10 protein-coding genes are annotated in these 13,767 nt (G+C 47.2%); 7 read left to right on the top strand and 3 right to left on the bottom strand.

Features of this window, described 5'->3' with window-relative positions; all coding sequences use genetic code 11:
• The 7 genes from MKY82_RS16630 to MKY82_RS16600 all read left to right on the top strand — a co-directional run bounded on the left by MKY82_RS16630 (nucleotide 1) and on the right by MKY82_RS16600 (nucleotide 10,376).
• Nucleotides 1-4,203 carry a DUF4855 domain-containing protein gene (locus MKY82_RS16630; protein ID WP_339296619.1) on the top strand — a complete coding sequence of 1,401 codons (4,203 nt, stop codon included), beginning with the start codon at nucleotides 1-3 and terminating at the stop codon, nucleotides 4,201-4,203.
• 144 nt (nucleotides 4,204-4,347) lie between these two features.
• Nucleotides 4,348-4,941, top strand: coding sequence for a hypothetical protein (locus MKY82_RS16625; RefSeq protein WP_339296618.1), 594 nt, complete (start codon nucleotides 4,348-4,350; stop codon nucleotides 4,939-4,941).
• Between the two features lie 286 nt (nucleotides 4,942-5,227).
• Nucleotides 5,228-5,689 (top strand): GNAT family N-acetyltransferase, encoded by a 462-nt coding sequence (locus MKY82_RS16620; RefSeq protein WP_339296617.1) that lies wholly within the window; start codon nucleotides 5,228-5,230, stop codon nucleotides 5,687-5,689.
• A 307-nt stretch (nucleotides 5,690-5,996) separates the two neighbouring features.
• Nucleotides 5,997-7,163, top strand: coding sequence for a S41 family peptidase (locus MKY82_RS16615; RefSeq protein ID WP_339296616.1), 1,167 nt, complete (start codon nucleotides 5,997-5,999; stop codon nucleotides 7,161-7,163).
• Between the two features lie 249 nt (nucleotides 7,164-7,412).
• Nucleotides 7,413-8,120, top strand: a complete 708-nt coding sequence (locus MKY82_RS16610) for a response regulator transcription factor (protein WP_113061273.1) — start codon at nucleotides 7,413-7,415, stop codon at nucleotides 8,118-8,120.
• Nucleotides 8,121-8,191: 71 nt separating this feature from the next.
• Nucleotides 8,192-9,544 (top strand): HAMP domain-containing sensor histidine kinase, encoded by a 1,353-nt coding sequence (locus MKY82_RS16605; protein ID WP_339296615.1) that lies wholly within the window; start codon nucleotides 8,192-8,194, stop codon nucleotides 9,542-9,544.
• A 115-nt stretch (nucleotides 9,545-9,659) separates the two neighbouring features.
• On the top strand, nucleotides 9,660-10,376 hold the full coding sequence (locus MKY82_RS16600; RefSeq protein WP_339296614.1) for a hypothetical protein: 717 nt from the start codon (nucleotides 9,660-9,662) through the stop codon (nucleotides 10,374-10,376).
• An 85-nt stretch (nucleotides 10,377-10,461) separates the two neighbouring features.
• Here the strand turns inward: MKY82_RS16600 and MKY82_RS16595 are convergent, their stop codons facing one another.
• The 3 genes from MKY82_RS16595 to MKY82_RS16585 form a co-directional block, all read right to left on the bottom strand.
• Nucleotides 10,462-11,172 (bottom strand): ABC transporter permease, encoded by a 711-nt coding sequence (locus MKY82_RS16595; RefSeq protein ID WP_220685224.1) that lies wholly within the window; start codon nucleotides 11,170-11,172, stop codon nucleotides 10,462-10,464.
• Nucleotides 11,169-12,095, bottom strand: a complete 927-nt coding sequence (locus MKY82_RS16590; RefSeq protein ID WP_339224233.1) for an ABC transporter ATP-binding protein — start codon at nucleotides 12,093-12,095, stop codon at nucleotides 11,169-11,171. Before MKY82_RS16590 ends, MKY82_RS16595 begins: the two co-directional genes overlap by 4 nt.
• A 99-nt stretch (nucleotides 12,096-12,194) precedes the next feature.
• Entirely contained in the window at nucleotides 12,195-13,763 is a 1,569-nt protein-coding gene (locus tag MKY82_RS16585) for an FAD-dependent monooxygenase (RefSeq protein WP_339296613.1), read from the bottom strand.
• Between the last annotated feature and the right edge of the window lie 4 nt (nucleotides 13,764-13,767).

Here is a 13,767-nt window from a genome sequence, read left to right as displayed (position 1 = left end):
GTGAAAACTAGACGAAGTTTGACTGCTTTGCTGCTTGTCCCGGTCATGCTGTTATCGTTAATATCGTCTGTGAATGCGGAGGAGGCGGGCAGTGAAAGCGCCGGCTTTTATAATCTGGCCCAAGGGAAAACGTACACATGGTCTGAGCAGCCGGAGGGCGCTTTCCCGGACGACGGGACGAAGCTGACGGACGGCAATGCCGCCGACCCGTCACGTGACAGCGGCAACTGGGTGGGCCACCGCAGCAAGAAATCCCGTTCGGTTGTGTTTGATCTAGGCGAGCAAAAGACGGTTCAGGAGGTGAGCGCGCGTTTCCTGCACGATTGGCCGAACAACGAAACGCTTGTGCCGCTCACCGTTTCGTTCTATGCGTCGGACGATGGGGTGAGCTGGGGCGTATTGTCTCATAATGCAACTCAGTTGTTATGGGGCGACCAGACCAATATCGAGACATTTGCATGGGACGGCAGCCCAGAAACTGGAGCTGTCAAGCGTGGCGATTATACCGAAGGACTCGTATACGCTCGGTATGTGAAAGTGGTGTTCTCCATGCATCCGAGGGCATGGAGCATGATTGACGACGTGACGATTACCGGTGCGGATGGCTTGATCGCCGGAGCGCAGCCGGTACAGCCTGAGCCTTATGCCCTCCTGCAGCCTGGAGATGCTACTGGCGGGATTCAAAACCTGGGCTTGCTGTATAACGGACACTACGCGGACGGCACAGGAAATTGGACGAAGGAACGGGTTATCCCTAATATCAGTTATGTGAACGAGCAGGGAGAGCCTGTCGATTGGCTGTTCGACGGCGTGCTGTATCTGGGCTTGACATCGGATAACGGCAGAGGCTTCGGAGCGACAGAAGCGGCCGGCAAAGCCAGAAAACAGGAATGGGAATGGTATTTGGATAAAACGTTTAACGCTGGCGGCGATATGAGCGCGTTGAACGAGGCGACGGCCTGGGCAGGCGTGAAGCTTGGCGAGCCTGACCATAAGACGAAGGTTGTTCTGATGATTCCAGAACCGGGCGAGTATCAGTCCGACTTCGGCAGCATTGACGGCGAGGATCTGAACTTCGATGTAGGTGCGGTCGGCGATGCCGCCTCGCTGGATAACCGGGCCAAAGCGATTCAGTGGTGGGTCGATGAAGTGCAAGACAGATGGACGGCTGCGGGCTACTCGAACCTGGAACTCGTCGGCATGTATTGGTTGGAGGAACAAATCAGCACGCATGCGACCGGGCCGGAGATGGTCAAGAGAGCGAGCGACATCGTTCATAACGCAGGCCTAAAGCTGTTCTGGATTCCTCATTTTATGGCCTATAAGGCATTCATGTGGAAGGATGTCGGCATGGATGCCGTATCTTTGCAGCCGAACTATTTCTTCGAGAAACTGGACCCTTCGCGTCTGGAGGATACAGCGGATATGGCGAAGCGGTACGGCATGTCGCTGGAGCTGGAATTCGACGACCGGATGATCAACGACGCCGTCTTCCGCGAGCGGTTCATCGAGTACTTGAACAGCGGCGTGGATACCGGTCTGATGCAGCAAGGATATAAAGCTTACTATCAAGGCAACAACGCTGTATACAACGCGGCGAAAAGCGCAGACCCTGCTACCCGCGTGCTTTACGATTGGCTGTATCAATTCTCTAAAGGCACTTATCAGAAGCAAGACGCTGCTCCGCCTGATGTTGTAGCGCTCATGAACGGGCAGCCGATCTCGGAGCATACGATCGTGCCTGATACGACACAGGCCGCATTCACCTGGACCATTCCGGGAGATGACGGGAGCGGGATTGTTAAAGTTACGGCCAAGTATGACGGCAAGCCTTATACGGAAGGAACTGTTGTAGATCTGACGGGTAAGCCGGGTAAGCATGTGCTGGAGCTGACGGTGGCCGCTGCCAAATCCAAGACGGTTAAATTCGTAATAGAAGCTCGTTTGGGCGCTGAAGGGCTATTGGCTCTTGTTGATAAGTACGCGGACAACAAGCAGCTAAGCAATGCCGATACGGTACGCGCGTTGCGCAACGCCTTGATCATGATGGAGCGTACGCAAGAGAGCGACCCTGAGCAAGCCAGGGACTATTTGCTGGCGTTCAGTGCGAAGCTGGAAGAAGCTAAAGGCCTTGAGTTTGTAACAGAAGGCGCTTATACGGCGCTGAAGGAAGGCGTGTATTACGAGGCTGGCAGCATCTCACAAGACAAAGAAGCAGAGGCATCCTCGACGGAGGCCGCAGGTCTGGAGCCTGCGAAGGCGCTCGACGGCGCACCGGCCACGCGTTGGGCGAGCGAAGTGCGCGATACGGCTTGGTTCCAGGTTGATCTGGACAGCCAGCAAACCTTCGATACGATCCGCATCGATTGGGAATATGCGCGCGCGGACCAATACCGTCTGAGCGTCTCGGATGATGAGCAAACGTGGGAGCCCTTGAAAGTCGGCAACAACGGCGTGGTTAAAGCTGCTGACGGCAAGAACACCCTGGTATTCCCGGCAACGACGGCAAGATACATCAAGTTTGAGGGATTGAATCGGGCAACGTTTTACGGTTATTCCTTCTATGAATTCGGCGTGTACGATCTTGCCCTGCAGCAAGAGCTAAAGACGTTGGACGGCATACAAGCCGCTGTGGACGCTTCCACGAAGAAAGTCACGATTGACGGCCTGGTCATGAACGGCAAGAAAGAACATTTGTATGTGAAAGTGCTAGACCCAAAAGGCAACATTCAATATACCGGTCAGACGGGCACTGAGGAAGATGGAAGCTTCCACATCGACTTTACGTTGTCCGGAGAAGAGCAAGGGAAGTATACGGTCGAGCTTGAAACGGATCACATGACGACTCCCGAGCTGGTCACCTTAGAATACCGCAAGCCGCCTACGAGTGGTGGAGGCAATGGAGGCGGCGGTGGTGGCAACAGTGGTGGCAGCGGCGGAGGCAACGCTGGTGGCAGCGGTGGTAGCAACGGCGGAGGCAACGGTGGAGGCGGTCCGGCGCATAATCCGTATTCGTTGCAGGCGGACGGTTCAGTCAAAGCCGTGCTTGTCCCGACGATGAACGGTCAGCAGGCTGCCGCTGCGGTGGGGACGTCGGATCTGAATGCCGCCATTCAGAGGGCAGTGGCCGACAGCAAAGGTAATAAACATGTTCATCTTGAATTGAAGTCGTGGAATGCGGCTGGGAGCTATGCTTTGGAGCTTCCGGCGGCTAAACTGACGAACCATTCTAATCTGATTCTGCATATCTCCACGCCGTACGCTCAGCTTGTTTTGACTGGCGACATGCTGGCAGGAGTCAAGGAGAATGCCGGAAAGCTGCTCGTAATCGTAAGCGATTATGCGGGCGAGTATCGCAGTAACGAAGCAGCCGGGCGGATCGGCAACAGGCCAATCGTGGAAGTTGCATTGCAACTGGACGGTGAAGCTCTGTCTTGGAAAAATGCGAAGGCACCGATTTCGATTGCGATTCCGTATTCGCTTCAAGCGGGAGAGCAAGCTGTTGATCTGCAAGCTCTCGAACTGAGGGGAGACAGCGCGGCGGCAATTAATGGCGCGTCGTATGACAAAGACAAGGATATGCTGCGATTCTCCATCGACCATGTCGGCGTCTATGCGATCGGCGGCAAGAAACCGGCTGCATTTACCGACCTTAGCAAGCATGAATGGGCGCGCGAGGCGATCGAGATGCTGGCCGAAAGAGGCATCGTCAAAGGCACCTCGATCGAAAAGGGCACTTTCAGCCCAGCAAATCAGGTAACGCGAGCTGATTTTATCTTGATGCTGGTGAACATGCTTGACCTGCGTGCCGAAATCGCCTCGACGTTCGCCGATGTGAAGCCGAATGATTATTACTACGATGCGGTGTCCATCGCCAAGCAATTGGGAATCGCTTCGGGAGTGAACGAAGTTAACTTCGCTCCTCGTGATTCAATCAGCCGCCAGGATGCTATGGTTATGCTGACCCGAGCGCTGCAAACGACAAGAGCAATAAAGCCGTCCGCATCCGGTTCAACGCTTGAGGGCTTCCGTGATGCGAGCCAGATTGCGCCATATGCTGCGGACAGCGTGGCAACGATGTTCGAGTACGGGCTGGTTACGGGCTCTAACGGCTACATGAAGCCGAAGAGTACGACCAGCAGGGCAGAAGCGGCGACGTTCTTGTATCGCGTTCTACAATTAATCGAGGGGCAGCAGCAGTAGTAGACGCGGAACAATTGATTTAAGCACATTCCGATTAGCGCGGCAACGCGCCCGGGATGTGCTTTTTCGACGATACAGAATAAAACTTCGTAAATGGACGGATCTTACTAGTAACTTCTGTCGGTAGACAAGAACATAGACCCATTGAAAGTCGCTTTATTAGCGGCTTTTTTGTTTTATCGTACAAGTTTTTCAAGTCCAAGCGAACAGGCAACCGAGTTAGAGGCTGATAAAGTTCCATTGCTTTTAAAAATAAACATGATCAACGGTAATCTAATAACTTTAGAACCAGCGTATAACTGTAAGGGTCGTCTTATCAAGACATGCACTCCCGTTGATGGTGAAATTGTACTTACAAAGAACAAAAATAAAATCCGATTTACCTCGCAAGAGCTTTATGATTGGATCAATGTAGGCTGGAAGTATGAACCTGTTGGACCAACTAAAGAAGAACTTCTGGAGGAAACATTGTTTACAAGATACTTTTCTGTAATCGAGAAGGATTTTCCTGATTTTATAATGTGTCCAAGGATAGATAGCGTTGAGCGAATTAAAGGAGATAAGCGAAGACATTTAGTTATTGCAAGTGCATTAAACTATTCAGGACATCACGCTCCTTCATATGATAGGGTCATTTTCACATTAATCGATACACCTGAGAATGAAATAAAAATCATTAAAGTTAGAAAAAAAAGCAATGTATCAGAAAGGGAAACCCTAAAGCAATGTAGATGGTAATACGCATAGTGAAAACCAAATCGCATTAGTGCATTAAACAAACTGGAAACGATAGTTGAATAAAGAAGAGAAGGCAGCTGGTCAGAGCGATCAGTTGTCTCTTTAAGCTAACGGGGCAGGATAGTTCAAAAGCTTAGAGAATACCCTACATATAGAATGATTTGCGAAGTACGCAAATAAGACGCTAACAGAAATCCCCGAGAGTTCAAGAGCAATGTGAAATACAAATTAATAAAGTATTTATAGTAGAGTGCTTTAAGCAAGACAAAGATAGGGGAGAATTTCAATGAATAAGAGTATTGTAGAGTACACAAAATTGAAAATTAGAGACAATTCAAAGTTTTATGAGCTAGTATTGTTGTTTAATGTAGAGTTTGAATCGTCGAATCCGAATTATGTAAATTTAGATAATATTGAAAAACTATTGAAAAATCCAAACTTTGTCTGCTTTGTGGCAACCATCGATGGCAAAGTTGTAGGAGGATTAACTGGATTCGAATTAGAGATGTATGACCGTGAGGGATCTTCGATGTACATTTATGATCTAGCGGTCATTAATAAATGTCAAAGAAAAGGAATTGGTAGTAGGTTAGTATATGAAATGATTGAATATTGCAAATCAAAATCCATTAAGGAATTGTTTGTTCAAGCGGATAGCGTTGATCAACATGCTATAAAATTCTATAAAAAAATCGGAGGAGAACAAACTAAAACATTTCATTTTTCGTTTGACACTTCAAATTACTGAAACCTAAATTGTGCTATTAAATATTTCAGAAAATGGGTTTTCGTATAAATATTATGAGTGATTTCGAAAGAAGTCGGGGTATCAATTATTGTAGTATAATGCCCTATTAAGAAATGCTTAATTAAAACAAAGCAGTGAAGGCAAATTGAATTTTCAATTAAACTAGCGGAAACGATAGCACGATCAAAATAAGAAAGCAGCTGATCAATGTGATCAGCTGCTTTTGTTGAAGTAACGGGCAGAATTGTACACTTTCCATTATTTGGTGTATTATGAACGAAAAGGACCGGACAACGCTTATACTAATATGAAATTTGATGACACCGGCTACAGGTTGCTGGGTTTATTCCGCTATTGGAATATTATCGAATACTATTTTCCTTATAAAGATGTCATAGGAGAGGAATGGGATCAAGTGCTTCTAGAGTTTATTCCTAAAATGATAGATGGGTCTGATTATGATTCCTATTTCATGACCTTAGCAGAACTAACAACTAGAGTACATGATTCTCATGTTTATTTGGGTGGCAAAAATAGAGAATCCATTACTGAGTATTTTGGAATGTATCGGCTTCCCGTAAACTTTGTCGAAATTAACAATCAGATTGTTATAAGTACAGTCTATAACAAATGTGGACTTGAGGTCGGAGACATAGTATTAAAAGTAGGTGACAATAATATTGATGAATTATTAGAAGATAGAAGAAAATACATCTCACAATCACGAGAAGACACGTCAGGTCATTTCTTTAATGCATTATTCCGAACTCATCAAAAGAATATGGACGTTACTGTAATTCGACAGGGAAAAACGATGAACATAAGTGCGACGAGCAGCCTACAAGAGATTAATTACTTTGTTTATACGAAATCACAAGCAATGGAGAACGGAGAGATCTACTATATTAATGCCGGTCTGTTGGTAGATGGCGAGATTGATAGCATCATGAAAAGATGGTGGGACACTAAAGGTCTGATTGTTGATCTTAGAAACTACCCTTCTAGCTCAGTTGACTATAAATTGGCCCAATATCTGATCCCTTCTGAGGAAGAGTTTGCCAAAGCGTCACTTCCTAATCGTGCAGTACCAGGTGAATATTATTTTGAACCACTTACCTCAGGGGAGCCTCCACGGACAGATGACGAGGTTTATAAAGGGAAAGTTGTGATTTTAATCAATGAACATACTATGAGTAACGGTGAGTTTACAACGATGTTGCTGAGAAAAACAGAAAATTCAATAGTTCTTGGGAGGCCAACTGCTGGAGCGGATGGCAATTTATTTAGAATTACTCTCCCAGGAAATATAAAAACTGGCATAAGTGGAATCGGTATATTTTATCCAGATAAAAAACCAACGCAAAGAATAGGAGTGCAGCCTGATATTCGTCTTGATCCAACCATTGAAGGAATTATGGAAGGTAGGGACGAGTATGTTGAGAAAGCCGTTGAAATAATTAAAAATGGTTATTAAACTATTTTCTCCTACATAGAAAAGAGCTTCATCGGTTTATAAGTTCAAAAAAATAAATTTTTATAACCCGTTTGATGGCCACATTGAAAGTCGCTAATTTAGCGGCTTTTTTGTTTTATCGGTACAAGAAACGTTGGGCTCAGTGGAAAAAACCTCATCTTCCAGTTGGTGGAGGAATCTCAAGTGTCTGTGCTAAGATGAGGGTAAATGATGATTCAAGCTGGGGAACAAGGCTAGAAGGGGTGCACATTGAAGAAAATACTTGTCATTGACGATGAAGTCGCAATCAGGGATTTAATTGAGCTCGTACTGAGAAGAGAAAACTACGTCGTTCAAACGGCTGAAAACGGTAAAATAGCCCTGCAGCTGCTGGATGCTTTTGGGCCGGACCTGGTGGTGCTTGACTTGATGCTGCCTGACTGCTCCGGATATGACCTGTGCAAGGAAATCACCGGGAAACGTGCCGTTCCTGTGATCATGCTCTCTGCCAAAAATGAGGTAATCGACAAGGTGTTGGGACTAGAGCTAGGGGCGGAAGATTACATGACCAAACCCTTTGACAATCGTGAATTGCTCGCTCGGATCAAGGTGATTCTGAGAAGAAACGAGAGCAAGGAGGAATCAAGTGAAGGAACAGAAGTGAAATCTACACGCATCATTCATGAAGAGCTGACATTTGATCTGGAAAGCCGAAGGGTGCTGAAAAACGATGTACCCGTGTCTTTAACGGCCAAAGAGTTTAAAATTCTGGAAACGTTACTCAAAAGGCCAGACAAAATCTTCACCCGGGATGAGCTGCTGCAGATCGGATGGGGATATGACTTTATGGGAGACAGTCGCAGTGTGGATATGACCATCATGCGATTACGGAAGAAGCTGGAGGATAACGCGGACGAACCGAAGTATGTCAGGACGATCTATGGATTTGGCTATCAACTTGGAGGTGGCGAGGCCTGAAGTATGCAACCCGGTTACTGCTGAATTATTTATTTTTCTCCGTGCTGTCCTTTGGCATCATTATTTTTGCGGTGAATAAAGCCATCGATTACTACAGCTTCATTACCATTGAAAAACAGATGAGGGAGAAGGCGGATCTGTCCGAGTTGTCCTTCCGTGAGGTGTTGGCACAGCATAGATCATCGACAGGAGAGCCGCAGACAAAAGAAATCGTCAGACTTGCTCTGGAGAAGCTGAAAGCTTCAGGCAAGGAAGTACGTATCTATGATAGCTCCAAGCAGTTGCTGGGCTTGGCTGCGGATGGCATCATCATTAATGATGGCAAACCTCTTATTTTTGAAAAGAATATTGAGAAAGCCCTGAGCGGCAGTTATGCCTACACCGTAACGGAAGATCATCTGCTTTATTTTGCCACTCCCATTCAGGATCAATACTACCAAAACGCTTATGTGTATGAGTTCGTGGAGGACATTTCCTACTTTTATGCGATTATGGATCAAATTCGTTATATCCTGTTTGCGGGTGCAGGCGGATTTATTGTACTGATTACGTTATCCAGTCTGTGGATTGCCCGCAACACAACCAAGCCGATTAAGCTGTTGCTTGGGGCTGCGCAAAGTTTCTCTAGACAGGAGTTTCGGAGAGTTCATCTAAACCGGAAGGATGAGCTGGGCATGCTGGCAGATGGGCTGGATTCCATGGGGCGGCAGCTTCATGATTACATTCAGTACCAGAAACAATTTGTCTCCAACGTATCTCATGAGTTAAAAACACCACTGGCAGCAATTCGTGGTTTCTCTCAATACTTGTATGAAGGGGAGAACGAGAACAAGGAGCTGCAAAAAATCTATGCTCATCTGCTGCAGGAATCGGACCGGCTGACGCGCTTGATTAATGAACTGTTGTTGCTATCCCGATTCGACAAGGCTGATTCTAACGAACTGGAAGTCCGGAAGACGGAAATGAACGAACTGATTCAGCAAGTCGCAACGAGTATGGGTGGCAAGGCCAAAGATAAAGGAATCGAGATTATGTTCAGGGAGGCGGAAGCGGAACCGGAGGATAAGCTTCTGACGAGAGTCCACGCCAACGTGAATCCAATGCTGATGTCCCATGCGATCGCCAACCTTGTGGACAATGCCATCAAATATTCAGGCAGTCCATCGCTAATCGAATTGAAGCTTACACATACGCCAAGCGAGGTAGTTATACGGATACGTGATCAAGGTATCGGTATCGCGGGCGATGAGCTGGAGAGAGTGCAGGAACGCTTCTACCGGGCGAAAAATGCAAGCACAGCGAACGGTTCAGGTCTTGGACTTTCTATTTGCAAAGAGATTGTAGAGCGGTTTAATGGATATATCGACATAGAAAGTCAAATCGGGGAAGGAACGACCGTTACGATTGTGTTACCCCGTGCGTAAACACGCGCGTAAATAGTTACGTTACAAGATTAATACAATTCTGTTATGAGACTAACAAATGCTTTTTTTATAATCACTTCATAAGAAGAAATCACACATTTATGGAGGGATCACGATGAAATTGATTAACAAAGCGACAGCTGTTATCCTGCTGAGTATTTTACTCACGATGGCACTGACGGGCTGTCAGTCCAATGGTGCCAAGACGCCAGAAGCGGCGCAGAACTCGGCTGAAAAAAACACGCCCGACGAACAGGCCAAAGGCGAAGGAGCATCAAATCCTACTGCGCCTGCTTCAGAAAATTCGGAAGGACAGAGTGCTGAAGCTATTAAGGAAGGTTCGATGGAGAAGGAAGGCAATGTGGTGCTGAAGGAACTTGCTTTTGTCTATAATGAGCTCACCATTGCGATTTCGGATACAGCGAATGAAGATCAGATGGAACAGATGCTGGGCAAACCGGATAACCTGAAATCTCATACGTACAGTGCCGGCGATGGAACAAACATGGATACGTTAATCGGTTTTACAGAAAAGGTTTATACGTATCCTGGTCTGGAGATTAAAACAATCAGTATACCGGAGGGGAAACAAGACTCCATCTTTCATATCGAAATTACAGATCCTAAGTACGCGACAGTGCGAAACATTAAAGCAGGAGATAGCCTGGATACACTCAAAAACGCCTACCCTGAGGGGAAACTGCTTGGTGATGGAGCCCCTAATGAGGAGGATGACTTCCGTTACGAGCCATCCAATTATGTGGATGTGATGTCGTTTCATATCAAGGATGCCAAGGTGGAGAGCATTCAGATCTACAGCCTTCTGGACTAATATTTAGTGATCGATGTTGGTAAGCCATTCATACGATTCACCTTTAAGTACCTGCCCGGGAGAGGGGCAGGTATTTTCTAGTTAATCATCGTTGCTCCCTGTTTTGCAACCATTTAACCGTCCCAATGAAACCTGCCAGGCCAATTAACAATACCAGAAAATAACTGATACCTGCCAAGGGAAATGATGCGACGCCGTTTTCCTGCAAATGCAAAGCAGGTACAGACCAGGGCAGATAAGTGCCAATGGTAGTAGGCCCGAATACCAGTGCCAACATCAAAGTTGTAAAAGCAAAGCCGATCGGCACAAGATAACCGCGCGATATACAGGCCAGTAGGGCAAGAGGGGCACTTAATAATAGGTGAAGAGAGCCAATGATAAGTATTAGGAACAAATAATGTTGTACAATCGCAAACGAAAAGCCAGGAAGTCCAATAGCAAAACCAAGTACTAAGGCATAAGCAAAGCTGATCAACATCATTACAAAACACCAAAATATAATTGCGACATATTTGGCAATCGCTATTTTACCGCGCGATATGGGCAAAACGAGCAAATCTTTGAGCGTCCGCTCAGAATACTCACGGCCAAATGTCCAGCTTGTCACCAATCCAAACCCCAGCAGCCCAAACACGGATGCATACAAAAACGCAGTCCGTTCAAAAAAAGAAGGCCAATCGGGCTGCCCCAAAAACAACGTGATGACAAACATTATAAACAGAAGCGTGCCCCATAAAACAAAGGATCGACGCAATTTATAAACTTCAACGCTACAGGCTGTCAACAATGGTCTCATTTTCGTTTTCCCTCCTGGGCTTCGATTACTTTGAGAAAATAATGTTCCAAATTCTCTTCTTCAATGTTAAGCATGGTGAGCGGCACTTCGTGATGAGCAAGCAATTTCGCAATATGTTCGGGATGCTTCACGGCATGATCATCCGGTAGTGCAAGGCAGTTATTCGAAGTCGAATGTACCGCATACCCGGAGTCTGAAAGAATAGCTTGAGCCTTCCGAGCATCCTTCGCTCCGATCATCAACTGCTTTCGACGGATGGTTTCAAAGTCTTTTGTTGTCAGTTCTTCAAGCAATACGCCTTTGTGAATAATGCCGATTCGAGAAGCCATTTTGGACATTTCCTCAAGGATGTGGCTCGATATAAACACGGTAACCCCTTGTTGAGAAGCTAGAGCTTTCAGCATTTCCCTTATCTCGACAATTCCGGCTGGATCAAGCGCATTGGTTGGCTCATCAAGAATCAGAACGTCCGGCTTATGAATTAACGCTTTGGCCAATCCAAGCTTCTGCGCGTTACCAAGTGACAAATCTCTTGCCTTACTATCCGCATATTGGGTCAGATTCAATTGCTCCATAATTTCGTTAACTGCCCTCGGAACCGGTAATCCTCGCAACCTGGCCATCAAACTCAAGTTTTCCCTAACCGTAAAGTTAGGGTAGGCATAAGGAACTTCCACCATATAACCTACTCGTCTCGACAAATTGGGATTCCCATTCGCCCAGCGCTGACCAAACAAATACACTTCTCCGGAAGAAGGCTTACTCATTCCGAGAAGAGCTCGAATGGTTGTCGTTTTCCCTGCGCCATTCAAACCCAGGAACCCATAGATTTCTCCTTTTTTAACGGAAATCGAAACGCGATCTACAATGACTTTATTTCCGTATTGCTTTGTCAGGTTAACGGTTCGAATAATTTCTTCCATAAAAACAGTCCTTCCCGTATCATCAATTTAAACTCAGTTCATAAAAAGTGCCGGCGGTCACCTGAGATGTTGTAAACGATCGCCGACGGCTTTTCCAAATCAGTTTTCGCGATAAATGAAATTCAAGTACTTCAAGATCGATGCGGTGTCATCAATGGAGGTACGCAGTGCGATGTAACCGTCGGGACGAATCAATACGATTTCTTCGCTTGCCACATCGTAAATTCGATAGGCATTCCCTGCTGTGTCGATTATGCCTTCCGCTCCCTCCACATGCGATGGCAGGATGCAATGCACATGGAGTTCGTCGTAGGTGAAGTTCTTCAAAGAAAGATGATCTGTGCGGTTTACAAAAGCCAAAAGCGTCCAGTGTGGGCCGCGCAACAGGTCAAATACACTTCCTGCAAACCCTGTACCTTGCAGACACACGGCATTAGGAGCACGATCCCCGGGCAATGAACGGGTAACATTCGTTCGAGCAGACGGGTGGGTAAGAGAACTTGACCGATAGGAAATGAGAAGCCCGCTCGTCAGATCGTCGGATATGGTGCTCAAGGATTGGGATAACGCTCCGCGTTCAGTGGCCGTCTCTACGACCCCTCCCATTTTTTTCGTGCTGTCCTCGAGCACGGCTTGAGCTACGGGGCGGCGCTCCTCATCGTACGTGTCGAGCAAGCTGGTGTCAGCTCCGCGTACGACGGCTTCCAGCTTCCATCCGAGGTTGTATGCGTCCTGCATCCCCGTATTCATGCCTTGGCCGCCGGCTGGCGAATGAACATGAGCGGCATCGCCGGCAAGGAAAACCCGGCCGTTGCGGTAACATTCAACCATACGGACGTTGACCCGGTAGATAGACAGCCAGGAGGCATCCGTGAGCCGAACACGTCCGGCCCCGGCGCGACGGTCAAACATGGCTTGATACGCCTCTAGCGACGGCTGCTCTGGTTCTTCGATGTCTGCTGGAATTGTAGCCTGCAGTTGCCAAATATCGGATTTCGGCAGCGGTGTCACCCCGACCATCCCCTCCGAAGATGTCCAGATATGGATATGGTCACGATCTAACCCTTCCAATCGTACATCGCCAAGATACCATCGCTCATGATCGTGTGTTTCCCCAATCAGCGGCAAGCGAATAAACTTGCGGATATTGCTTTTGCCCCCGTCAGCGCCGACGACATAACGAGCGCGAATCTGCTCTTCTCCATGTGGTGTATTCACGGTTACCGTTACCCCATCCAAATCCTGAATAAGCCCAACTGCTTCCATGCCCAACTCAATTTGACCGCCAAGCACTGCATAGCGGTCGCGCAATGCTTTTTCAACATCAAATTGAGCAATCCAGACCGGATCACGATAGGGTGTCTCAAGTTCGGCGCTGGCTGCAGCGGTAATAGCCGGCTTGTCCACACTCCTGCCATCTGCGGTATAGTAACGAACAGGCAAATCCACAACACCTGTGTCCATCATGTAACGAATGGCCTCTAAATCATCGGCGACCTCAAGCGAGCGGGGCTGGATTGCTTTGGCGCGAGATGCAACGTTATATAAGGCGCTTCGTTCAATAATACGATGGTCGACGTTTCGACGGGCAAGGTCGCAGGCAAGTGTAAGCCCTGTTGGTCCGGCCCCGACAATGAGAACATCAACAAAAGACTGCACGGTTTTCATGGAT

The organism is Paenibacillus sp. FSL W7-1279, from assembly GCF_037969845.1.
Taxonomy (GTDB): domain Bacteria; phylum Bacillota; class Bacilli; order Paenibacillales; family Paenibacillaceae; genus Paenibacillus_AQ.
This window is presented reverse-complemented; position numbering and strand designations above follow the sequence as displayed.